This is a genomic window from Thioclava sp. GXIMD4215 (genome assembly GCF_045291555.1).
Taxonomy (GTDB): Bacteria; Pseudomonadota; Alphaproteobacteria; order Rhodobacterales; family Rhodobacteraceae; genus Thioclava; species Thioclava litoralis.
Genome location: NZ_CP149515.1, coordinates 1,651,665 through 1,673,527 on the forward strand (window position 1 = coordinate 1,651,665; position 21,863 = coordinate 1,673,527).

The window sequence follows — 21,863 nt, forward strand, 5'->3', positions numbered from 1 at the left end:
AAGGCCGCGGTTATTGCAGGCTTTCGATATAGGCGACCACATTGGCGCGGTCTTTGGCCTTTTTCAGACCGGCAAAGGTCATCTTGTTGCCCGGAGCGAAATCTTTGGGATTGGTCAGCCATGCATCCAGCGCCTCGTAATCCCATGTGCCGCCATGCCCCTTCAGCGCCTCGGAATAGGCGAAGCCATCGACACTGGCGATCTGGCGCCCGACCACGCCATCCAGATGCGGCCCCACAGCATTCGTGCCGTCAACCTTGTGGCAGGCCTTGCATTTATTGAAGACCTTGGCACCGGCGGCGGCATCCCCCTCGCCCATGACGACCTCGACCACATCCTCGGCCGGTGCCGCCGCACTGTCGCCGCCAATCAGACCACCGGGCGCATCGGTCATGCCCGCTGTCTGTGCATCATTGCCGCCCACAGTATAAAGCGCCTGCGCCGCCCAGCTTCCGACAAGAAAAAACAGCACAGCGCCCACCAGACCGAGGGCCGCTTTGAAGAGGTTAGAGAGTGTGAACATGGCTCATCCCGGGATGGATCATCGTCAGTAATTGCGACCATTTAATATCACCAAATGGTGAGCACTTTGACCGAGATCATGTTTTCGCTTTAAATCCGCATCTGCCGCAAGCCGGACCTATCCTGTCTGGCGACGGCGTCCCCGCCCTTCGTAAAGCCATGCCCCCACTGTCAAAAGTGCCGCCAGCACCAGCCATGCCCAAGCGGGGAGGACCGGCATCACACGGATATCGGCCACTTCGGACGCCCCGCGCGGCGTGATCCCGATCCAGCCCTGCCCGGCCGAGGGCCGGCCCTCGCGCACGCTGCGAATCTGCGGGATCCCCTCTTCCAGCCGCGTCACAGCCCCGCCAGAGCCCGCCACCGCCTGCGCCAGTGGCGCGCCCGAGGCAATGGTCTGCTCATATTCGCGCGGACTGGCCGGACCCAGCGCCACAACGCGGTCCATATCGCCCTGTTTCAGCCGGTACAGCCCCGCCTCGGACGCGGCCCATTGCGCGGTAAACCGCCCCGGTGCGGTTTCTTTCAGATCCACCTGCGCGGTCGTGCCATCGGGCCTGGTAATCGTGACAGGGCCGGTTTTCTCGGCCATGCTGCGACGGACAATGGTAAAGCCCATCGCGCCGGGCTGGACCTCGGCATACAGCGCCTCTTCCTCCAGCTCGGGCTCTTTCATCTCCCAATGGGCGATACGTTTGAGCAATTCCAGCTGCGGCCCGCCCCCGTCATAGCCGCGATCCCACAGCCATGCCTGATCGGATGCCAGAAGCGCCACCCGCCCCTTGCCTTCGCGGCTCATGACCAGAAGCGGCGCATCCTGCGCGCCCGTCAGCACGGTCTCGCCGCGCACATCGCCCAGTTCAATCTGGCGCAGCCAATGGCCCCAATGCTTGGTCCCGCCATCCTTCGCGGGATCGACCGGCGGCATCCCTGCCAGCCCCGCCGTCACCGGATGGCGCATCCCCAGCTTGGTCGGGCGCGGCAGATAGCTCTGCGAGAATACCCGCCCCGTAGGCCGTGCCGGCAGAATGTCCTTGAGCGGCGTCTGCCAGAGGCTTTCGACAGTGGCGAATTCCGGCCCCGCCGATACCAGAACCGCGCCGCCATCGCGCACATATTGCGCGATATTGGCAAAATAGCTTTGCGGCAGGATGCCCCGCGCGGCATAGCGGTCAAAGATGATCAGATCGAAGTCATGGATCTTGTCAACGAACAGCTCGCGGGTCGGAAAGGCGATCAGCGACAGTTCCGACACCGGCACCCCATCCTGCTTTTCCGGCGGGCGCAGAATGGTGAAATGCACCAGATCCACCGCAGCGTCCGATTTCAGCAGGTTCCGCCATGTGCGCTCGCCCGCATGCGGCTCGCCCGACACCAGCAGCACGCGCAACCTGTCGCGCACCCCGTTCATCTGCACCACCGCATCGTTATTGCGGTCGGTCAGCTCGCCCGCGACCGGCGTCAGCGAGAACTGCACCACATTCTGCCCGCCGTGGTCCAGCACCAGCGGCAGCTCCAGATCCTCGCCCACATTCACCTGATAGCTTTGCGCGGCGGCCCCATCGATGGCAATCTTCAGCTCGGCCGTTTTGGGCGCCTTGTCAGGCACCTGCCCCATATCCTCGACCTTCAGCCGGATCGAGACGGGTTCTCCGATAATCCCGAAGCTCGGCGCGGACTGGATCACCAGACGGCGGTCCCAATCCGCCTTATGGCCCGTCATCAGCACCTGAAGCGGCGCGGGCAGATCCGGCATCAGCCCCGCGTCATGCGCCTGCCCGTCGGTCACCATCAGCGCGCCCGCCACCCGTGCACGCGGCTCGGCGGCCAGCGCCTCGGCCATAGCCGAGCCCAGCAGCGTGCCTGCATTCTCGGGCGCATCGCCCACCGTGATCCGGCGCAACTCCGTATTGGGCCGCGCCTCGATCTGACGGGTCAGGCTGGCCACCGCCTTGTCGGTCTGTGCGCTACGATCCGACAGGTTCTGGCTGGCCGAGCGGTCGTCCAGCAGGAACACGATATCCGAAAGGCTTTTGCCCTCTTCCGTCTGGATCGACGGTTGGGCCAGCGCAAGAAGCAGCACCGCAAGCGCCATGCCCCGCAAGGCCCAGCCGCGCAGCCCCCGCCAGAGCGCGACCCCCACGGCCAACCCGCAGATCACGCCCGCCAGCACCAGACTCTCCCACGGCACCAAGGGTGCCCAGATCACCGAGAGGGTGTTCATTACTGACCAAGCCTTTCCAGAAGTGCGGGCACATGCACCTGATCGGATTTATAATTGCCGGTCAGCACATGCATAATAAGATTGACCCCGAACCGGCGCGCCATCTCGCGCTGCTGGTCCCCGCCCATGCCGCGCCCGACCGGCAGCAGCGGGTTGCCGCGCGCATCCACGGCCCAGGCCCCCGCCCAGTCATTGCCACCAATTACCACGGGCGTCACCCCGTCATTGAGATCACGGAACGGCATCCCCTCGGCCTGTGCGGCCTTGCCATCCGCCGCCTCGACCCAGACCGGCCCGTCATAGCGCCCGGGAAAGCTGGCCAGCAGATAGAAGGTCCGTGTCAGCACATGATCGGGCGGAATCTGTGTCAGCGGCGGAATATCGAGCGGCGCCGCCAGAGCCTTGAGCCGCTGCCCCTCGGGGGATTCGCCCATACCGGCGGTATCGGCATCGCGGGTATCGAACAGTATCATGCCGCCCCCCCGCAGAAAGCGGTTGAGCTTGGCATAGGCTTTGGGGCTGGGCGCGGGCTGGTCTGCTGTCACGGGCCAGTAGATAAAGGTGAAAAGCGCCAGATCATCGGTTTCCAGATTCAGCGCCATCGGTGTCGAGGGTTCGACGGTGGTGCGGGCATAAAGCGTGTCCGACAGCCCCTGAAGCCCCGCCTGCGCGATGCGGTCCACCTCGGCATCGCCGGTCACCACATGCGCCAGCACCACATTGGACGCGGCAGCAATCGCACGGTCAATCGGCATCTGGTCTTGCGCGCGGGCCTGCTGCCCCGCCAGCCCGCAAGCCAGCGCCACAACCGCCGCTCCGGCCAGATGCGTGGCCCGCGGCCCGCGCAGCCGCCCCGACAGCAGAAGCGAGGCCAGAATATCCACCACAAGCGCCAGCAGGGCCAGCCCGAGCAACGCGCCCTTCAGCGGCCGCGCAACCTGTGTCTGCGCCCCCTCGACGGGGATATCCGCAGGCCATATGGCGGGTGCCAGCCGCCGGTCCGGTGCCACGGCATTCAGGGCCACAGCGCGGTCATCGGCGGTATAAAGCCCCGGCTTCAGATCCGGCCCTGCCGGCCCTGCGGCCAGCGTCTCGCCTGCGACACCGCCGGCGTTTTCGGCGGTCGAAAGCCGCCCGAACCCGTCAATCAGCTTTTGCGGCACCCATGTCGTGCCCGCCAGCTCGCCCGGATCGGGCTGCGCAGGACGGCTGGAAATAGCAAGACGTTCAAGCATTTGCGGGAAAAGTCCGGAAAGCGGAAGGGTAGACCATTCGGCATCCGCCGCCACATGGAACAGCACAAGCTGCCCGTCCCCCAGTCTGGAACGGGTCACCAAAGGCGTCCCGTCAGCCAGCGCGGCAATGGTGCGTGAAGCCAGATCCGGTGCCGGATCGGCCATCACCTGCGCCTTCACGGTCACATCGGACGGCACCGCCAGCCCCTCGAAGGGCGAACCGACGGGAAACGGCGCAAGCTGGCGTGGCTGTCCCCAGCTCATCGTCCCCCCGATCGAGCGCCCGCCCGCCCGCAGATGCACCGGCAGAAGGGGGTCGCCGCTCAGATCGGCCGCGGCCATATGCGGCCCCGCAAAGCGTACCAGCAACCCGCCCTCCTCGACCCATTCGGCCAGACGGTCAGGAGCGGAAATCTCGGCCATATCGGCCAGAATGATCACATCGGGATTGGCCACCAGCACATCGTCCAGAGTGCCCTCGATCAGATCGGCGGTGGGCTTGAGAGCCTCACGCAGATAATGGGCAGGGTCCAGCAGCTCCAGCCCCTCGCGCGAATTGGTGCCCGACACCAGCGCCACCTTGCGCCGTTTGACCGCGTCATCGGTCAGGCTCACCGCCCCTGCGGAACGGAGGCCCACCACGGCAAAACGGCTCACACGATTGCGCAGCTCGGGCGGCAGATCAAAGAGCGCCACGCCTGCTGCCCCCGCCATCGTGACCGGCACATGGGCCAGTTCCCGCTCGATCCCGTTAGGGTCGAGCCCGATGGCCGCGACCTCGATGGTCGCGGTCAGCGGGGCTTGCGACCTGACCGGAACCTCGACGCCACTGTCCCTGATCCGCGCAGGCCCAGGCGCGATCACCGGCGCCTGAGACTGCCAGACGGTCAGCGGCCCGCGCGCCTGCAAGGCCTGCACCAATGCCGCGCGTCCGGCGCGGTCCAGCCCGTCCGAAATCCAGAGCGTCTCGAATTTTCCCTTCGGCAGGATCTTCGCCGGTTCGATATCCTGCGGCTCCCATGCCATAGGCTGCACGCCCGCCAGCCCCTGCGCCACGGTCTCGGCGCTCAGGAATGGCGGCGGCTCGGGCGGCGGGTCACTCAGCGAAATCAGCGCCACGGGCCGCCCGTCGGCCTGCGCCTGCGCCAGGGCCTGCGAGATCCGGTCCTGACGCAGGCTCCAGTCGCGCGCCGAGGCCCAGCTGCCATCGGTCAGAATGACCAGCGGCCCCGATGCTCCCTGCACCGACATCACGGGATGCAGCACCGGCCCCGCAAAACCGACAATCGCGGCAGCAACCGCCAGCATCCTGAGCGCCATCAGCCACCACGGCGTGCGCGCAGCCTGCACTTCCTGATCGGACAGCCCCAGAAGCAGTGCCACACCGGGAAACCGGCGGCGCACTGGCGCGGGCGGCGTGGCGCGCAGCACAAGATACAGCACCGGCAGGGCGACCAGCCCCAGCAACAGCCAGGGGGCGGTAAACCCGACGGGTCCAAGACCCCACATCAGCGCCCCCTTTCCAGCGCGGCATGCAGCCAAAGAAGCGCCGATTGCGCCGTCTCGCCGGTATGATGGGTTCCAAACTGCCAGCCCGCGGCCCGTGCCATCCGGGCCAGCCTGTCGCGCCGCTCGGCCAGACGCAAGCGGTAGCGCGCACGCAGATCACCGGCCTTACGGGTCTCGTGGCGCAGGCTCCCCGCCATCGATTCAAAAATCGTGCGGCCATCAAAGGGGAAATCCTCCTCGACAGGGTCCAGCACCTGCAACATTACCCCCGTCACGCCGCGCTCCGAAAGGCGCCGCAGGCTTTCGGCCATACGTTGCGGATCGCCCAGAAAATCCGACAGGAAAACCACCTTCGATTGCGCCCGCACGGCAGAGGTCTCGGGCACGCCGTAATCATCCACCGCACCGGCCTGCGACATCATCTGCGCCAGCGTCATGATCTGCCCGCGCCCCGGCTTGGGGGTCACCAAGGCCCCCGTCAGCCCCACCCGCTCGCCCGAGCGGACCGACAGAACTGCCAGCGCCAGCGCCAGAAGCCGCGCCCGCGCGCCTTTTTCCGGTCGGGCATTGCGGCCGGTCCCGGCCCCTGTGAACTGCATCGACGCGGAATCATCCACCCATAGATGCAGCGTCTGCGCCAGTTGCCATTCGCGCTCCCGCACGAACTGGCTGTCCGAACGGCCCGACCGCCGCCAGTCGATAAACCGTGCCTCGTCGCCGCTATGGACAGGGCGATATTGCCAGAATTCCTCGCCCGTTCCCGCACGGCGCTTGCCGTGAAAGCCCATCTGCACCGTGCGCGCAAGCTGTTCCGCCGCCAGAAGCAGGGGCGGCAATGTCGCCGCCTGCTGGTCGGCCTCTCGCCGCAAGCCCAGCACGGGAGCCTGCGAAACGGGCGCTTTTGTCATCGGAGCTTTGGAGGCGTTCACGCCGCAACCTCTTTCGCGGCTCTGGACGCCACCTCCTGCGCCACATCGGCAATGATCTGCGTCAGGTCGTCACCACGCGCCCGCGCCGAGAAACTCAGCGCCATGCGGTGCACAAGAATGGGCTCGGCCAAGGCCAGAACATCCTCGACCGAAGGGGCCAGACGTCCCTGCATCAGCGCCCGCGCCCGCACCGTCAGCATCAAGGCCTGTGCGGCCCGCGGACCGGGCCCCCAGGACAGTCTGTCCTGCACCAGCGCCGAGGCATCGGGCTCATTGGGGCGGCAGGCGCGCACCAGATCAAGGATCATCTCGACAACCGAAGCCCCCACCGGCATCTGCCGCACCAGATTTTGCGCGCGCAGCAGCTCGTCGGGGGTGAACACCTCATGCGCCTCGCCCAGTTCGGCCCCCGTCGTGGCCAGCAGGATCGCACGCTCGGTTTCACGGTCGGGATAGACCACATTCACCTGCACCAGAAAACGGTCAAGCTGCGCCTCGGGCAGCGGATAGGTGCCTTCTTGGTCAATCGGGTTCTGGGTGGCCAGCACATGGAAGGGGCGGCCCAGCGGACGGCTTTCTCCGGCAATCGAGACCTCCTGCTCCTGCATCGCCTGCAACAGCGCCGACTGGGTGCGGGGGCTGGCGCGGTTGATCTCGTCGGCCATCAGAAGCTGGCAGAACACCGGCCCTTCGAGGAAACGGAACGCCCGCGCCCCGTCGGGGGCGGTCTCCAGCACCTCCGAGCCCAGAATATCGGCGGGCATGAGGTCAGGCGTAAACTGGATGCGGCTCGATTTGAGCCCCATCACGGTGGACAGCGTATCCACCAGCATGGTCTTGCCCAGACCCGGCAGCCCCATCAAAAGCGCATGCCCGCCCGACAGCATCGCCGCCAGAACCAGTTCCACCACGCGCTCCTGCCCGATGAAACGCTTATTGATCGATTCCCTTGCCGCCATCAGCTTTGCGCCAAGGGTTTCAATTTCAGCGACAAGATCGGTAGGCTCGGTCATGACAATGCTCCGCGAAAAGTATTACATATAGAAAACCAGATTACGCCTCAAAACCAAATAGCTAATTCAAAGGCCCGCATGACACAGACACACAAGCCCGTGAAGGCCCCCACCGCCGACGGGCTGGCAGCAGCGGCCCGTCAGGCCACGCAGAAAGGCCCGCCGCCCGTGCATCTCTGGAACCCGCCCTTCTGCGGCGATCTGGATATAGAAATCCGGCGTGACGGGACATGGTTCTACCTTGGCACCCCGATCGGGCGCGAGGCTCTGGTCAGGCTTTTCGCCTCGATCCTCAAGCGCGAAGGCGACGCGTATTTTCTGGTCACTCCGGTCGAGAAAGTGGGCATCCGCGTGGTCGATGCCCCCTTTCTGGCCGTCGATGCCGACGTGACCGGCACCGGCGAGACGCAGCAGATCCGCTTTACCACCAATGTCGGCGATACGGTCACCGCCAATGCCGACCATCCGATCCGCGTCACTCTCGACGCGCAGGGAGAGCCCTCCCCCTATGTGCATATCCGGCGCGGTCTGGAGGCGCTGATCGACAGGAAAACCTTCTACAGGCTGGTTGACCTCGCCCAAAGCGGGAAACATGGTGAAGAGGACTGGCTGGGGTTGTGGTCGGAAGGCCGATTCTTCCCTATCATCCCCATGGCGGAGCTTTGAATGCCGAAATTTGCAGCCGATCTGGATCATCTCTTCTCTGACCGTCCGCTCATGACCCGGTTCTCTGCCGCGAAATCTGCCGGTTTCGATGCGGTCGAGATGCGCAGCCCCTATGATGCAGCGGCCCCCGATCTGCGCTATCAGCTGGTGATGAACGACCTGTTCTGGACCGGGCTGGACGCTCCGCCACCCAACTATACCGGCGGCCTGCCGGGCTATGCGGGGGTCGCGGGCCAAGAAGACCGCTTCCTGCGCGATCTCAAGCGGGCCCTGCGGGTGGCCGACGTGCTGAAATCCGGTTTCCTGACACTGCTGGCGGGGCCCGAGGCGCAGATCGGCACCCTGATCGGCAATCTCAAGGCCGCCTGCAAAGCCCATCCGAAAGCGCGTTTCATGATCACCCCAGAGGGGGCGGGCAGCCTGCTGCCCGATCTGGCAAGCTGTGCCCATGTGCTTGCGGAAGTCGGCGGCAAAAACCTGTTACTGGCCGCTGATCTGCGCAGCCCCCTTGCTTCCGGCGAAGACCCGATTGCATGGGTCACACCCTACCTGCCGCAACTTGGCCATCTCTGGCTGGCAGGGGCCGATGGGCACGAACCTGCGGGCGAGTCCCTTGATCTGGCGGGGCTTTGCGCCCATCTCGACGCGGGCGGTTATTCCGGCTATGTCTGCGCCAACTATACGCCGCGCGAGACCACCGAAGGCGGGCTTGCATGGCTGAGGCGCATCATAGGGGACGCTCCCTCCGAGGAGCCCGCCCCCAAGAAGACACGGGGGCGACCCCGCAAGGCGAAAGGCTGAATTGCCATGATTAAGCAGGTGATCTGCATCAACTGGGGCACCAAATATGGCCCGCCCTTCATCAATCGCCTGTACGCTATGGTCGCGCGCAATATCACGCCGCCCTTCACCTTCACCTGCTTTTGCGACAACCCCGAGGGCATCCGCCCCGAGGTGAAAACCGAGCCCCTGCCCGAAATTCCGGTTGAAATCCCGAAGACCCGCAAGGGCATCTGGCCCAAGGCGCGCCTTTGGGGGCCGAAGCTGGGCAGCCTGACCGGCAATGTGCTGTTTCTGGATCTGGATCTGGTGATCACCGGATCGCTGGACGATCTTTTCACCTATGGCGACCCTGATGGCGTGGTGCTGTCGCGCAACCCCGCCAAACCCTTCGAGCGGCTGGGTCAGACCTCCTGCTTCCGCTTTCCGGTGGGCAAGCTCCTGCCCCTGCAAGAGACATTCTGTGCCGATCCTTTGGGCGTGGCCGAGGAATATGTCTATGAGCAGCGCTTTGTGACCCGTAATGCGCCGGGCGGCATCGACCTTTTCCCGAAGAACTGGGTGCAGCATTTCCGTTATCAGTGCCTGCCGGTCTTCCCGCTGAACTGGGTGATGCCCGCGCGCAAACATCCCGATGCCCGCGTGGTGATCTTTCCGGGCGGGGTCTACCCGCAGACCGCCATCGAGGGCGGCTGGCAGGGGCGCGAGGGGTTTACCCTGCGCGACCATCTTGCCAATTTCCCCAACCGCCCCGAGAACGAGGGCTCGGCCTTCCGCTATCTGCGCCACTTCATGAAGCCTACGCCGTGGATCAAAGAGGCGTGGCGCGAATAGCACTCAGGCAGGGTGGGGATCGGGGCGGGCATCCGCACAGCCCAAAGCCGCGCTTTCGGGTTCAAGCGTCACATGGGCCAAGCCGAACCGTTCGACCAGCATCACCTTGGCCCGCGCGATAACGGGCGCATATTCCACCCCTTCGGCCAGCACGATATGCGCCTCGCAAGAGGTACGCTTTTCATCGATCTGCCACAGATGCACATGATGGACCCCCGTCACGCCCTCGATCTGGCCCAAGGCCTCCTTGATCTCGGCGCTATCACGCGCGGCGGGCGCGCCCAGCATCAGGATGCTGGTGACGGGTTTCAGATCCGCGAAAATATGCCACAGAATGAAGACCGAGATCAGCACCGTCAGGATCGGGTCCACCAGCCGCCAGTCCCAGATCAGGATCACCGCACCGCCGATGATCACCGCAACCGAGGCCCCCGCATCCGCCAGATTATGCAGGAAGGCCGCGCGGATATTCAGGCTGTCTTTCGAGAGCTTGAAGGTCAGCGCAGCGGTGCCCAGATCAACGATCAACGCCAGCCCTGCCAGAATCAGCACGGTCCAGCCCTCGACCTCGGGCGGGTCGATCATGCGCCCCACCGCCTCGGCCAGCAGCCAGATCGAAATCAGGATCAGTGCGATATAATTGGTGAAAGCGGCCAGCACCTCGGCGCGGGACCAGCCGAAGGTCATACGCGCATCATGGCCCCGCCGCGCCAGCCTGCGCGCGCCAAAGGCAAGGATCAACGCCGCCGCATCCGAGAAGTTATGCACCCCGTCGGCCACCAACGCCATCGACCCCGCCAGTGCCCCGCCCACGACCTGCGCAACCGTCAGCGCCATATTGATCGCCACCGCCCAGACCACGGCACGGTCGCCGCTCGCGGGGTCCAGATGATGGTGGTGGTGATGGTGATCATGCGGCATGGGTGGCCTCCCTTTGGGACCACCCTAGCGCGGGGCTGGCGGCTGCACAGCCAGCCCTTACGTCACGGTCGCGTGATCAATGCGCTTCGGCCCAGGAAAGCCCCTGCCCCGCATCCACAATCAGCGGCACATCAAGCTTCACCGCAGGCTCGGCGGCGCCTTCCATGACCTCACGCGCGGTGGCGATCAGCCGGTCCACATCAGCCTCGGCCACCTCGAAGATCAGTTCGTCATGGACCTGCAACAGCATGGTCGCATCAATGCCCTTGATCGCCTCGGGCATGCGCACCATCGCGCGGCGGATAATATCGGCAGCCGCCCCCTGAATGGGTGCATTGATGGCTGCACGTTTGGCAAAGCCCGCCCCCGGCCCTTTGGCATTGATCTCGGGGGTGTTGATCCGGCGACCGAAGAGCGTTTCGACATAGGCGTGCTCTTTGGCGAAGGCCGTGGTGTCCTCCATATATTGGCGAATGCCGGGGAAACGCTCGAAATAGCGGTCGATGAAGCCCTGTGCCTCGGCGCGCGGGATGCGCAGGTTGCGCGCAAGACCGAAGCCCGAGATGCCATAGATGACGCCGAAGTTGATCGCCTTGGCCTGACGGCGGATCATCGGGTCCATGCCCTCGACGGGGGTGTTGAACATTTCCGAGGCGGTCATTGCGTGAATATCCACGCCCTCGCGGAAGGCCTGTTTCAGCGCGTCGATCTGCGCCACATGAGCCAGAATCCGCAGCTCGATCTGGCTGTAGTCAAGGCTGACGATCCGGCGGCCTTCGGGGGCGACAAAGGCCTCGCGGATGCGGCGGCCTTCTTCCGAGCGGACGGGGATGTTTTGCAGGTTCGGGTCGGTCGAGGCCAGACGCCCCGTATTCGCCCCCGCAATGGAATAGGACGTATGCACACGGCCCGTCTCGGGGTTCACATGGGTCTGCAGCGCATCCGTATAGGTGGATTTCAGCTTGGAAATCCCGCGCCAGTCCAGCACCGCCGAGGCGAGTTTTGCAGCCTCGGGGTTACGGTCTTCCATCGTCGAGATGTCTTCGAGCACATCTGCGCCGGTCGAATAGGCACCGGTCTTGCCCTTCTTGCCGCCCTCGACGCCCATCACGTCAAAGAGGATCTCGCCCAGCTGTTTCGGCGAACCTACGTTGAATTTCTGGCCTGCGATCTCGGTGATCTCGTCTTCAAGCTGCGCCATCTTCTGGGCGAAGACATTGGACATACGCGCCAGCACCGAGGCATCGACCTTCACCCCCGCCATTTCCATATCGGCCAGAACCGGCACGAGCGGGCGTTCTTCGGTTTCATAGATCGTGGTGGCCTTTTGCGCGTGAAGCTGCGGTTTGAACAGCTGCCACAGGCGCAGGGTAATATCGGCATCTTCGGCGGCATAGGCTACGGCCTTCTCAAGCGGCACCTTATCGAAGGTGATCTGCGATTTCCCCGAGCCGATCAGATCCTTGATCGGGATCGGCTGGTGGCTGAGATAGCGGTCAGAGAGCGTATCCATGCCGTGGCCATGCAGACCGGCGTGAAGCGCATAGGACAGAAGCATCGTATCCTCGATCGGCGCCATGCGGATGCCGTGGCGGGCGAGGATCTTGAAGTCATACTTCATGTTCTGCCCGATCTTCAGGATCGAAGGGTCTTCCAGCACGGGCTTCAAGAGCGCAAGCGCCTCTTGCAGATCCATCTGTTCGGGCACAAGCTGCGCGCCACCGAAGAGGTCATCGCCGCCTTCGGTATGGCCCAGCGGCAGATAGGCGGCTTCATTGGGCTCAATCGCCAGCGAAACGCCAACCAGATCGGCCTGCATCTCGTCAAGCGAGGTCGTCTCGGTATCGATGGCCAGCCAGCCACGCGCGCGGGCTTTATCGAGCCATTTGGCAAGCGTCGCGGCATCCTTGATATGGACGTAATTCTCGGGGGTGAAGGGGGCCGCCTCGACGGGGCTACCCCCCGCCTCGGCGGCCCCGCCCGTGGCTTTCGCCACGGGCTCTGGCGCGGGTGGCGGCGTGGTGCCGGATTTCTCGGCGACGCGACGGGTGAGCGTGCGGAATTCCATCTCGTTGAGGAATTTCATCAAGGTTTCCGGCTCGGGGTCGCGGACCTCGAGGTCGTCCAGCGTGAAATCGATGGGAGTCTCTGGGTCCAGCGTCACAAGCTGTTTCGACAGGCGGATCTGGTCGGCATTGTCGATCAGGGTCTGGCGGCGCTTGGGCTGTTTGATTTCGCCCGCGCGTTCCAGCAGCGTCTCCAGATCGCCATATTCATTGATCAAAAGCGCCGCCGTCTTGATGCCGATCCCCGGAGCGCCCGGAATATTATCGACCGAATCGCCGGCAAGCGCCTGCACGTCGATCACCTTATCGGGGGTCACGCCAAATTTCTTCTCGACCTCTTCAAGGCCGATCTGGACGTTCTTCATCGGGTCCAGCATCTCGACCCCGCCGCCGACAAGCTGCATCAGGTCCTTATCGGAGCTGAGGATCGTCACCCGACCGCCTGCTTCGCGCGCCTGACGGGCAAGGGTGGCGATGATGTCATCTGCCTCATAGCCCGCCAGTTCCTTACAGGCGATATTGAAGGCCTCGGTGGCCGCACGGGTCAGCGGGATCTGCGGGCGCAGGTCCTCGGGCATGGCCTCGCGATTGGCCTTATACTGGTCATAGAGGTCATTGCGGAAGGTATGGCTGCCCTTATCGAAGATCACCGCCACATGGGTCGGCGCATCCGCGCCCTTGGCCTCTTCGACATATTTGAACAGCATATTGCAAAAGCCCGACACCGCCCCGATCGGCAGCCCGTCGGATTTGCGCGTCAGTGGCGGCAGCGCATGATAGGCGCGGAAGATAAACGCCGATCCGTCGATCAGATGCAGGTGGCACCCTTTGCCAAAACCTTCCGCCATATGCTTCCCTCCGGTCAGCTTTTACATACCTATATTTCGAGACGTTTTGCCATGATCCGCCGGTTTCTTCCAGTTCTGCTGGGACTTTCTTTTCCCTCTCGGACAAGCAAGCCGCCCGACATCTGACCGGGCCACCGACGACCTTGCCCGAAGGGAGATACCCCTGCGAACGCTCCGAGGACACGACCAGTTACCCTATGGGATGCGCCTTTATCGGAGAGAAAGGGGATTGGTGAAGTGACCGTGGTTCAGGACGCGGCGCATAGGGATCTGCGCGGCCGGATCCATTACAAGACCCTGTTTCATTACAAGACCTTCTACAGGCACATGGGCGCAACGCCAGTGACATGAGCCAGCCGATGTGGCCTGTGAGACCAGCAGACCGCACAGATCCTGTTCGCCGATCAGGGCGCCTATACCGGCAGCCCCCCCACGGATAGGGCCGGACAGGGCGCCGGCAGATGTCCTGATGGGCGCGAAGTGCAGATCCGGAACCGGTCCGGTACTCACATTGCTGAATACGTCGCGCACAAATATGGCAGCCCGCCTCTGCGCTGCGATCGGGCTGAAATCCCGATTTTGCAACTCTCAGGCGGCTTCATCCGATGCACCGGCCAGCATCTCGCGACTGACAAACTCCAGAAAGCGGCGCCAGGCTGTTTCATAGGCCTCTGTCCAGTCGCGCCCCAACTGGATCGCCAGAGTCGCCACAAGGGCCTCTATCACTGCGGGATAATGTTCGGCCCGCACCCCGTGCCCGCGATGGTCACGCCCCAACTGGCGCAATGCCCGTGACAAGTCTTCGGGTGCGTTTTCATAAGACAGCAAAAGCTGCAACGCCCCCGCAAACTTATCGGCCTGACGCGCGATAGATCTAGGGAAAAGCGGCTCCATCTCCGGATGGCGGGTCAGAAGATAAAGGTAGAAATCCTGCAAAAGGCAGGGCCTGCGCAAAAGCGCCTTTGCGTAGCTATCGCGAATAAGTGCAGTCAGGCCCTTGTCCAGCACGATCCTTCCCTCCGAAACGTGACGCAACGGTAGGAAGAATAGCTTAACAGGGGCCTAATCGCGATGCGGGCATTGGTTCAAATTGAATCAACCCGCAGGGTCAGTGCCCCGTCTTGGCATGCGCGCGGTCGATCACATATTTCTTGTCGCAATATCCGCATTCGACAAAGCCGGTTTCGGGCGGAATGGCCAGCCAGACACGCGGATGCCCCAAAGCCCCCACGCCGCCATCACAGCACACTTTCCACGTCGTCACGATTTCGGTTTCAGGGGCTTCCGGCACAGAAGGGGTCGGGGTAGCGGCAGTCTGGGTGGTGGCGGTCATCGGTGGCTCCACTATATTAGGGACAGGCAGCAAGCGCCCGGGTTCGGGCCCATGATACAGCAATGCGAAAAGGACCGGCAAGTGGCAGGATCGGCAATCGAGATCAAAGGTTTACGGAAAACTTACGCAGGCACGCGCCATGCGCCCCCGAAAGAGGCGCTGAAAGGGCTGGACCTTGATATTCCCGAAGGCTCGATCTTCGGACTGCTCGGGCCCAATGGCGCGGGCAAATCGACCACGATCAATATCCTCGCAGGGCTTGTGCGTAAAAGCGCAGGTCAAGTGAAAATCTGGGGCTTCGATCAGGATGAGAATCCCCGCCAGTCGCGGGCGGCCATCGGCGTGATGCCGCAGGAAATCAACATGGACCCCTTCTTCAAACCGCGCGATCTGCTGGAACTGCAGGCAGGGCTTTATGGTGTGCCCAAAGCCGAGCGCTGGACCGACGAGATCCTCGAACTGGTGGGACTGTCGGATAAAGCGGAAACCTATGCCCGCAGCCTTTCGGGCGGGATGAAACGCCGTCTGCTCTTGGCCAAGGCATTGGTCCATCGCCCGCGGATTCTGGTGCTGGACGAACCGACAGCGGGGGTGGATATCGAACTGCGCAGCATGCTGTGGCGCAACGTCCGCAAGCTGAACGAACAAGGCATGACGATCATCCTGACGACCCATTATCTGGAGGAGGCGCAGGAGATGTGCGACGAAATCGCCATCATCAATCATGGTGATCTGATCATACGCGACAGGACCGAGGCCCTGCTGGCACAGATGGACGCCAAAACCATGCTGATCACCCCAATGGGCGACGCCCCCGACATCACCCTGCCCCAAGGCGTGCAGCTGACCCGCCGCGAAGACGGGCTGCTGGCCTTCGACTACAACCGCCATAAAACCTCGGCCAATGCCATCCTCGACGCGGTGCGCGCCGCCCATATCGACATTGCCGATGTCAAAACCACCGAGGCCGATCTGGAAGACGTGTTCCTCTCCCTCACCTCGGGCCGCTAAGGAGGGGGCAAGGCCCCCGACCGGTTTTGCCGGGGCCTCGATGGCCGCGGTGAAACCGCCCCCCCCAACAGAAAAAGGGGCACCCCGAAGGGCACCCCTTTCCCGCATTCAGAAACCCAAACTTAGGCCGCTTTCAGCTGCAACTCGCAGGGCGCGATAAACTCGCCATGCAGCGCGGCAATCACCGGCTTCAGGCTCGGGCGCTCCAGCACGAATTGCACATCCACATTCCGCGGACCCTGCGTCGCGCCCAAAGCCTCATGGCCCGCCGCCGCAATCGCCTGCAGCCCGCGCGTCAGGGTCGACAACCCGTTCAGATCGCGCCCGATGATCGAGGCCATCGCCAAGGGCCGCGCCGACACCTTGGCCGAGGGGTAGATCCGGTTCAGATCCTGCTCCACCTGCCGCGCCACCTTCAACGAGCAATCGACATAATGGGTGATCGTATTGGCATTCGACGCCTTGGAGATGATGCGCACATCATGACGCGTCAGCACCTCGAGGATCGCCGCATCATAGCCCTTCACCCCCACCATATCCTGCTCGAACAGCTCAAGCGCCAGAATATCGAGGCCAGTGATGATCTCGACGGCTGGCGTATCCGCCGGCTTGTCGTCGATCAGCGTACCCGGATCATCGGGCTCGAAGGCGTTGGTCACGCGCAACGGCACCTCGGCCTGACGCAGCGCCTTGGCTGCCTTGGGATGGATCGCCTCCATCCCCATATTCGACAGCTGGTCGGCCACGTCATAATTGGTATGGCCCAGCTTGCGCACGGCGTCTTGCCCCACAAGGTTCGGATCCGCCGAAGACAGATGGAATTCCTTATGGATGATCGCCTCGCGCGCGCCCGTTAAGGCCGCCAGCCGCGAGAAGGTCACCTCGGAATAGCCACGGTCGAATTCGGCCATCAGCCCTTCGCGGCATTGCGCATAACCCGTGACAATCGGCATCTCACAGGTCAGATCCACGCCCTCAAGCCCCGCCTTCAGGCGGTCCTCAAGATCGGGATCGCCCTCTTCGCGCCAGCCCGACAGGTCGACAAACCGCGCCGCCACGCCTGCGCGTTGCAACATCAGCGTGGTGACATAGGCCGAATGCGCCTCGCCCAGACCCGACAGCATCTCGCGCATCGCCAGCATATGATCCGACAGCCGGAAATGCCCGTAAGAACACAGCCTTCCGAGATCGATCAAACAGTTACGCGCACCATCGATCCGGTCACGCACGAAACTGTCGGCCTGCGCCAGATCGGCGGGGTGGTCCAGCACCTTGCGATGCGCCTCCCCCATGGCCTGCGCCACAACATCCAGCGCTTCCAGCCAGCCGTGATCATTATCGGCATCGGCAAAACGCGCATAAACGCCGCGCTCGCCGGTCTTCTTATGCTCAAGAAGCAGGTTGGTGATGCCGCCGAAAGCCGAGACCACGAAGACACGGCCATAAAGCGCGGCCCCTTCGCGGCCCCCGATAAACAGCGTGTCGCGCAATTCGCGCACGCGGCTCATCGAAGTGCCACCGATCTTTTCGACGGTATGAGCGGGATATTGCGGAGTACTGCCCATGCTGGCTTACGCCTTCTCCAGCTCGTCCGCAGGCGCGTAAGAGCCGTCCTCGCGGTGCACTTCCTTACCGGTCACCGGCGGGTTGAAGCAGCAGGCCATCACCAGATCCGCGCCCTCATCGGCAATCAGGCGGTGACGGTCATGCAGGTTGAGCGCATACATCACGCCCGGCTTGATCTCATGGGTCTTATTGTCGTTATCCAGTTCGATGATGCGCCCCGTGCCGGACATGCAATAAACGCTCTCGAAGTGGTGCTTGTAATGGAACTCATGCTCCGAGCCCGCTTCCAGCGTGGTGATATGGAACGAGAAGTTCATCTTGTCATCGGCCAGCAGCATGCGGACCGAGGTCCAGCGCTCATTGGCCACGGCTTTATCGGTGTTCTTCAGTTCGTTGAAATCACGTACAATCATAGTGGTCTCCTATTCATTGGGGGCTGGGTTATTCACCAGTCCGTATTACTTGCCAGCGACTTCGCGGGCCGATTGGATCAGAATGTCCAGCCCCTCACGGAAGATCGCATCCGGCGTGGTCAGCGGTGCCAGCACCTTGACCACTTGGTCTTCATTGCCCGAGGTCTCGATCACGAGGCCCTTTTCAAAGCATTTGCCACAGATCTCGGAAGCGCGTTCGCCGGTGCCGACATCCACGCCCTGCATCAGCCCGCGGCCCTTCAGGAAGGCGCCATCGAACATCTCGGCCACCTCTTGGAGTGCCGTCGTCAGCACCACAGCCTTATCGGCCAGCTGGCGTTGAAAGGCGTTATCGGCCCAGAACTTCTCGATCGCGGTTTTCGCGGTGAGAAAGGCATGGGTATTGCCGCGGAAAGTGCCGTTATGCTCGGCGGGACCCATCACGTCATGCTCGGGGCGCACCAGAACCAGCGCCATCGGCAGGCCCATGCCCGAGACCGATTTCGCCATGGTCACGATGTCGGGCTTCACGCCCATTTCTTCAAAGGAGAAGAAGGTGCCGGTCCGGCCACAGCCCGCCTGAATATCGTCGATGATAAACAGCGCGCCATGCTTGCGGGCCACGGCCTCGACGCCGCGCACGAAGTCCGGCGATGCGGCATTCAACCCGCCCTCGCCCTGCACGGTCTCCATGATGATCGCGGCAGGCGCATCCACGCCACCCGAAGCATCCGACAGCATCTGGTCCAGCAGAGCGACCGAATCCACGCCCTCGGCATAGCCATCAAACGGCATGCGGGTCACGCCCTGCGGCATCATCCCTGCCCCGCCGCGGTGATAGCCATTGCCGGTCGCGGCCAGCGCGCCCATGGTCACCCCGTGGAAGCCATTGGTGAAGGCGATGATATTCTGACGCCCCGTCGATTTGCGGGCGATCTTCATCGCGGCCTCAACCGCATTGGCGCCAGTCGGGCCGATGAACATCAGCTTATGGTCCATATCGCGCGGACGCAGGATCAGGTCGCGGAAGACCTCGATGAATTCGCCCTTGGTATCGGTATGGAAATCAAGCGCATGGCCCAGTTTATCCGCCATCAGGTGGTCAACCAGAGCCTGCTTCATATCGGGGTCGTTATGGCCGTAGTTCAGCGACGAACAGCCCGCCAGAAAGTCGATGTAGCGTTTGCCATCAGCGTCGAACAGCTCCGAGCCACGGGCTTCGGTGAAAACGGTATCGAAACCACGGCAGTAAGAGCGGGCATCGGATTCACGTTGGGTAAAAATCGTCCGGTCGTTTGCTTTGTCAAACGGCATAAAGAACCTCTTGGGTTTGATATGGGGGGAATGGGAAGAAGGGGGCGGATCAGGCCGCCGCCATCGCCTCTTCCTCGAATGTGATGGTGACCATGTGCTCGGTTGCGGCATGGCCTGCGAAGTGGTCATCGCGGTCGAAATGTGCAGCCGATGTCAATTCGCCGCCAATAGAGCGCGCGAAAGAGCGGAACAGGCCCCATGAGGCCTCGTTCGATTTGGTGATGGTGGTCTGCAGGCGGGCACAATCCGCCGTCTCGGGGCGGTCAAGCAGATGGGCCAGCATACGCTTGCCCAGGCCAAGACCGCGCGCTTCGGGCGCCACGGCCACCTGCCAGACAAAAAGGGTATTGGGGGTCGAAGGCGGGATATATCCCGAAATCCAGCCAACCGGCAGGCCATCCTGTTCGACCAGAACGCAGGTATCGCGGAAATGGTCGCATTGCAGGAGATTGCAATACATCGAGTTCTCGTCCAACGGCTTGCACCGCGACACCAGCGACCAGATTTCCGACCCGTCCTTCGCGTCCGGCTTTCGGAAGGTAAGCTTTGGCTGTTTCATGACTTCGACTGTCGGCACGATTCCACTTCCTCAGTTGCTTCGTCAATCTAATTAGATCATCGAAGTATAAATTTCAACATTCAAAGTAATTTTCTTTTCCAATGTTGAAAATATAGGCTTAAATTTGCTATAAACCCATCGAAACCCTAAGTGACAAAGGGAATATCCGTTAGTCAAAGCAAAGGAAATCGTAATTGCCCACCGCCTCCGCCTCTGCGATATTAAGCCATTCGAAGCTTCTAACCAGTTATGGAGACGGTATGAGCAGCGACCGTACCGATATGAGTCTTATTGCCCTGCGCCGCATCCTGCGTGCGACCGAGCTTTTTGGCCGTGACCTTGCGAAATCGGCGGGGCTGACGCCTGTGCAGTTCCGTGTCCTGCAAGTGGTGGCCGAAAAGGGCTGGTCGACCGCCAAGGCGATCTCGACCCGCATGGGGGTCAGTCAGGCCACCGTTACCTCGCTTGTCGACAAGCTGGTCGATAAAGGCATGGTGCAGCGCCAGCGGTCCGAGATCGACCGCCGCCAGACCGATATTGTCATCACCGAAGCCGGCCACCACGCGCTGGACGAAGCCCCCGACGCCCTGCAACAGCGCTTTGTGAAGAAGTTCGAAAATCTGGCCGACTGGGAGCAGGCCCAGCTTGTGGCCTCGCTGGAACGCGTCGCCGCGATGCTGGATGCGGGCGCGATCGATGCAGCTCCCGTGCTGCATTCAGGGGATATTACGCCAAGACAATAAGCAGATACGCGCCCTTCGGGGGCGTACAGGCCTTGGGTTTCCGCCAAGGCAGCCGATTTCCGTTTGACGCTCGCAGGGCATGCGGTGTCCCATATAGGCAAGGCAGCGCCCGAACAGGTGCTGCCCGCCACCGCACGCCCATCGGCCACAGCCGGTTTACGCCAGCAATTTCAAGACGGAGACTCCATGCCCATCGAGAATGCCCCCTTCAGCCTGCCCGAATATCAACGTCGCATTGCGCTGGTGCGCCATTCGATGGCCGAGCGCGGGCTGGATGTGCTGTTTGTCACCAACCCATCCAACCAGTTCTGGCTGACGGGCTATGACGGCTGGTCCTTCTACACCCATCAAGGCGTCATCCTGACGATGGAGGGCGACCCGATCTGGTGGGGCCGGATGATGGATGCCAATGGTGCCAAGCGCACCGTGTGGATGAGTGACGACCAGATCCGCTGGTATGCCGACCGCATGGTTCAATCCGACACCGTGCATCCGATGGAAGATCTCGCCTCCCATCTGCGTATCCTTGGCCATGGTCAGGCGCGAATCGGGGTGGAGATGGAGACCTATTTCTACACCGCCCGCGCCCATGCCGTGCTGGCCGAGGGGCTGCCCGAGGCCACGCTGGTGGATGCATCGGTGCTGGTGAACTGGCAGCGGCTGATCAAATCCGACGAGGAGCTGCGCTTCATGCGCCGTGCCGCGCGGATCTCGGAACTGGTGATCACCCGCGCGGTCGAGCTGATCGAGCCGGGCTATCACAAGCATGATCTGGTGGGCGAGCTGTACAAGACCGCCGTGCAGGGCGAGGATGACAGCTGGGGCGATTATCCCGCCATCGTGCCGATGCTGCCATCCGGCGCGGATGCCTCCGCCCCGCATCTGACATGGAATGGCGAGGCGTTCCAGAAAGACCAGATGACCTTTGTCGAGCAATCGGGTTGCTACCGGCGTTATCATGCGCCGCTCTGCCGGTCGGTTTACTTGGGCAAGCCGCCGCAGCATATGCTGGATGCCGCCGAGGCGCTGACCGCGGGGCTGAATGCCGGCATCGAGGTCGCCCGCCCCGGCAATCGCGCCTGCGACATTGCCCGCGCTTTGGACACGGAGCTGCTGAAAGTGGGGATCGAGCGCCCTGCCCGCTGCGGCTATGCGGTCGGCTGTTCCTACCCGCCGGATTGGGGCGAACATACCGTCTCGCTGCGGGCGATGGATGAGACCGTGCTGCAACCGGGGATGACCTTCCACTTCATGCCGGGCCTCTGGATGGACGATTGGGGGATGGAAACCACCGAAACCATCCTGATCCGCGAGGATGGGCCCGCCGAGCCGCTGTGCAATATCGAACGCAAGCTCTTTGTCAAAGACTGAGCTTGG

At 62.9% G+C, this 21,863-nt stretch carries 19 protein-coding genes; 6 read left to right on the plus strand and 13 right to left on the minus strand.

Going from position 1 to position 21,863, the window contains the following annotated elements; all coding sequences use genetic code 11:
* Positions 1-10 precede the first annotated feature (10 nt).
* The 5 genes from WDB86_RS08185 to WDB86_RS08205 form a co-directional block, all read right to left on the minus strand.
* Positions 11-523, minus strand: coding sequence for a c-type cytochrome (locus WDB86_RS08185; RefSeq protein ID WP_406720245.1), 513 nt, complete (start codon positions 521-523; stop codon positions 11-13).
* Positions 524-640: 117 nt separating this feature from the next.
* The gene (locus WDB86_RS08190; RefSeq protein WP_406735658.1) at positions 641-2,746 is read right to left on the minus strand and encodes a hypothetical protein; all 2,106 of its coding nucleotides are present in this window, start codon (positions 2,744-2,746) and stop codon (positions 641-643) included.
* Positions 2,746-5,490 (minus strand): DUF4159 domain-containing protein, encoded by a 2,745-nt coding sequence (locus WDB86_RS08195; RefSeq protein ID WP_406735659.1) that lies wholly within the window; start codon positions 5,488-5,490, stop codon positions 2,746-2,748. The genes WDB86_RS08190 and WDB86_RS08195 overlap by 1 nt, the downstream gene beginning before the upstream one ends.
* Positions 5,490-6,398 (minus strand): DUF58 domain-containing protein, encoded by a 909-nt coding sequence (locus WDB86_RS08200; RefSeq protein ID WP_406737032.1) that lies wholly within the window; start codon positions 6,396-6,398, stop codon positions 5,490-5,492. Before WDB86_RS08200 ends, WDB86_RS08195 begins: the two co-directional genes overlap by 1 nt.
* A 17-nt stretch (positions 6,399-6,415) precedes the next feature.
* Positions 6,416-7,432, minus strand: a complete 1,017-nt coding sequence (locus WDB86_RS08205) for an AAA family ATPase (RefSeq protein ID WP_406735660.1) — start codon at positions 7,430-7,432, stop codon at positions 6,416-6,418.
* Positions 7,433-7,510: 78 nt separating this feature from the next.
* Here WDB86_RS08205 and WDB86_RS08210 point away from each other — a divergent pair, with 78 nt between their 5' ends.
* Genes WDB86_RS08210 through WDB86_RS08220 form a run of 3 tightly spaced genes read left to right on the plus strand, consistent with a single transcriptional unit; the run spans position 7,511 to position 9,712 of the window.
* Complete coding sequence (locus tag WDB86_RS08210) at positions 7,511-8,098, plus strand: DUF1285 domain-containing protein (RefSeq protein ID WP_406720241.1); 588 nt, start codon at positions 7,511-7,513, stop codon at positions 8,096-8,098.
* Positions 8,099-8,899 carry a TIM barrel protein gene (locus tag WDB86_RS08215; protein WP_406735661.1) on the plus strand — a complete coding sequence of 267 codons (801 nt, stop codon included), beginning with the start codon at positions 8,099-8,101 and terminating at the stop codon, positions 8,897-8,899.
* Positions 8,900-8,905: 6 nt separating this feature from the next.
* Positions 8,906-9,712 (plus strand): glycosyl transferase, encoded by an 807-nt coding sequence (locus tag WDB86_RS08220; protein ID WP_339108960.1) that lies wholly within the window; start codon positions 8,906-8,908, stop codon positions 9,710-9,712.
* Between the two features lie 3 nt (positions 9,713-9,715).
* Here WDB86_RS08220 and WDB86_RS08225 read toward each other — a convergent pair whose 3' ends face one another.
* The 4 genes from WDB86_RS08225 to WDB86_RS08240 all read right to left on the minus strand — a co-directional run bounded on the left by WDB86_RS08225 (position 9,716) and on the right by WDB86_RS08240 (position 14,880).
* A complete protein-coding gene (locus WDB86_RS08225; RefSeq protein ID WP_406735662.1) occupies positions 9,716-10,633 on the minus strand; it encodes a cation diffusion facilitator family transporter in 918 nt (305 codons plus the stop codon).
* A 76-nt stretch (positions 10,634-10,709) separates the two neighbouring features.
* The gene (polA, locus tag WDB86_RS08230) at positions 10,710-13,547 is read right to left on the minus strand and encodes a DNA polymerase I (RefSeq protein ID WP_406735663.1); all 2,838 of its coding nucleotides are present in this window, start codon (positions 13,545-13,547) and stop codon (positions 10,710-10,712) included.
* Between the two features lie 588 nt (positions 13,548-14,135).
* Complete coding sequence (locus WDB86_RS08235) at positions 14,136-14,555, minus strand: globin domain-containing protein (RefSeq protein WP_339108957.1); 420 nt, start codon at positions 14,553-14,555, stop codon at positions 14,136-14,138.
* 100 nt (positions 14,556-14,655) lie between these two features.
* The gene (locus WDB86_RS08240) at positions 14,656-14,880 is read right to left on the minus strand and encodes a zinc-finger domain-containing protein (protein WP_339108956.1); all 225 of its coding nucleotides are present in this window, start codon (positions 14,878-14,880) and stop codon (positions 14,656-14,658) included.
* Between the two features lie 81 nt (positions 14,881-14,961).
* Between WDB86_RS08240 and WDB86_RS08245 the strand changes: the two genes are divergently transcribed.
* A complete protein-coding gene (locus WDB86_RS08245; RefSeq protein ID WP_339108955.1) occupies positions 14,962-15,891 on the plus strand; it encodes an ABC transporter ATP-binding protein in 930 nt (309 codons plus the stop codon).
* A 122-nt stretch (positions 15,892-16,013) separates the two neighbouring features.
* Here WDB86_RS08245 and WDB86_RS08250 read toward each other — a convergent pair whose 3' ends face one another.
* From WDB86_RS08250 to ectA, 4 genes are read right to left on the minus strand one after another with little or no spacing between them, the layout of a single operon-like run.
* Positions 16,014-17,456 (minus strand): aspartate kinase, encoded by a 1,443-nt coding sequence (locus WDB86_RS08250; RefSeq protein ID WP_406735664.1) that lies wholly within the window; start codon positions 17,454-17,456, stop codon positions 16,014-16,016.
* A 6-nt stretch (positions 17,457-17,462) separates the two neighbouring features.
* Positions 17,463-17,870 carry an ectoine synthase gene (locus WDB86_RS08255; protein ID WP_339108953.1) on the minus strand — a complete coding sequence of 136 codons (408 nt, stop codon included), beginning with the start codon at positions 17,868-17,870 and terminating at the stop codon, positions 17,463-17,465.
* A 45-nt stretch (positions 17,871-17,915) separates the two neighbouring features.
* Positions 17,916-19,184 carry a diaminobutyrate--2-oxoglutarate transaminase gene (ectB, locus tag WDB86_RS08260; RefSeq protein WP_406735665.1) on the minus strand — a complete coding sequence of 423 codons (1,269 nt, stop codon included), beginning with the start codon at positions 19,182-19,184 and terminating at the stop codon, positions 17,916-17,918.
* A 49-nt stretch (positions 19,185-19,233) separates the two neighbouring features.
* Positions 19,234-19,743, minus strand: coding sequence for a diaminobutyrate acetyltransferase (gene ectA / locus WDB86_RS08265; RefSeq protein WP_406721632.1), 510 nt, complete (start codon positions 19,741-19,743; stop codon positions 19,234-19,236).
* 260 nt (positions 19,744-20,003) lie between these two features.
* Here ectA and WDB86_RS08270 point away from each other — a divergent pair, with 260 nt between their 5' ends.
* The gene (locus WDB86_RS08270) at positions 20,004-20,486 is read left to right on the plus strand and encodes a MarR family transcriptional regulator (protein ID WP_339108951.1); all 483 of its coding nucleotides are present in this window, start codon (positions 20,004-20,006) and stop codon (positions 20,484-20,486) included.
* A gap of 186 nt (positions 20,487-20,672) precedes the next feature.
* Positions 20,673-21,857, plus strand: coding sequence for a M24 family metallopeptidase (locus WDB86_RS08275; protein WP_406735666.1), 1,185 nt, complete (start codon positions 20,673-20,675; stop codon positions 21,855-21,857).
* The last annotated feature ends 6 nt before the right edge of the window (positions 21,858-21,863 follow it).

Excerpts from the sequence above, each read along its gene's own strand:
- WDB86_RS08190 (WP_406735658.1), bottom strand. The coding sequence starts at position 2,746 with ATGAACACCCTCTCGGTGATCTGGGCACCCTTGGTGCCGTGGGAGAGT.
- polA (WP_406735663.1), bottom strand. The coding sequence starts at position 13,547 with ATGGCGGAAGGTTTTGGCAAAGGGTGCCACCTGCATCTGATCGACGGA.
- WDB86_RS08275 (WP_406735666.1), top strand. The coding sequence starts at position 20,673 with ATGCCCATCGAGAATGCCCCCTTCAGCCTGCCCGAATATCAACGTCGC.
- WDB86_RS08215 (WP_406735661.1), top strand. The coding sequence starts at position 8,099 with ATGCCGAAATTTGCAGCCGATCTGGATCATCTCTTCTCTGACCGTCCG.
- ectA (WP_406721632.1), bottom strand. The coding sequence starts at position 19,743 with ATGAAACAGCCAAAGCTTACCTTCCGAAAGCCGGACGCGAAGGACGGG.
- WDB86_RS08195 (WP_406735659.1), bottom strand. The coding sequence starts at position 5,490 with ATGTGGGGTCTTGGACCCGTCGGGTTTACCGCCCCCTGGCTGTTGCTG.
- WDB86_RS08240 (WP_339108956.1), bottom strand. The coding sequence starts at position 14,880 with ATGACCGCCACCACCCAGACTGCCGCTACCCCGACCCCTTCTGTGCCG.
- ectB (WP_406735665.1), bottom strand. The coding sequence starts at position 19,184 with ATGCCGTTTGACAAAGCAAACGACCGGACGATTTTTACCCAACGTGAA.
- WDB86_RS08250 (WP_406735664.1), bottom strand. The coding sequence starts at position 17,456 with ATGGGCAGTACTCCGCAATATCCCGCTCATACCGTCGAAAAGATCGGT.
- WDB86_RS08185 (WP_406720245.1), bottom strand. The coding sequence starts at position 523 with ATGTTCACACTCTCTAACCTCTTCAAAGCGGCCCTCGGTCTGGTGGGC.
- WDB86_RS08205 (WP_406735660.1), bottom strand. The coding sequence starts at position 7,432 with ATGACCGAGCCTACCGATCTTGTCGCTGAAATTGAAACCCTTGGCGCA.
- WDB86_RS08255 (WP_339108953.1), bottom strand. The coding sequence starts at position 17,870 with ATGATTGTACGTGATTTCAACGAACTGAAGAACACCGATAAAGCCGTG.
- WDB86_RS08270 (WP_339108951.1), top strand. The coding sequence starts at position 20,004 with ATGAGCAGCGACCGTACCGATATGAGTCTTATTGCCCTGCGCCGCATC.
- WDB86_RS08210 (WP_406720241.1), top strand. The coding sequence starts at position 7,511 with ATGACACAGACACACAAGCCCGTGAAGGCCCCCACCGCCGACGGGCTG.
- WDB86_RS08220 (WP_339108960.1), top strand. The coding sequence starts at position 8,906 with ATGATTAAGCAGGTGATCTGCATCAACTGGGGCACCAAATATGGCCCG.
- WDB86_RS08200 (WP_406737032.1), bottom strand. The coding sequence starts at position 6,398 with ATGACAAAAGCGCCCGTTTCGCAGGCTCCCGTGCTGGGCTTGCGGCGA.
- WDB86_RS08225 (WP_406735662.1), bottom strand. The coding sequence starts at position 10,633 with ATGCCGCATGATCACCATCACCACCACCATCATCTGGACCCCGCGAGC.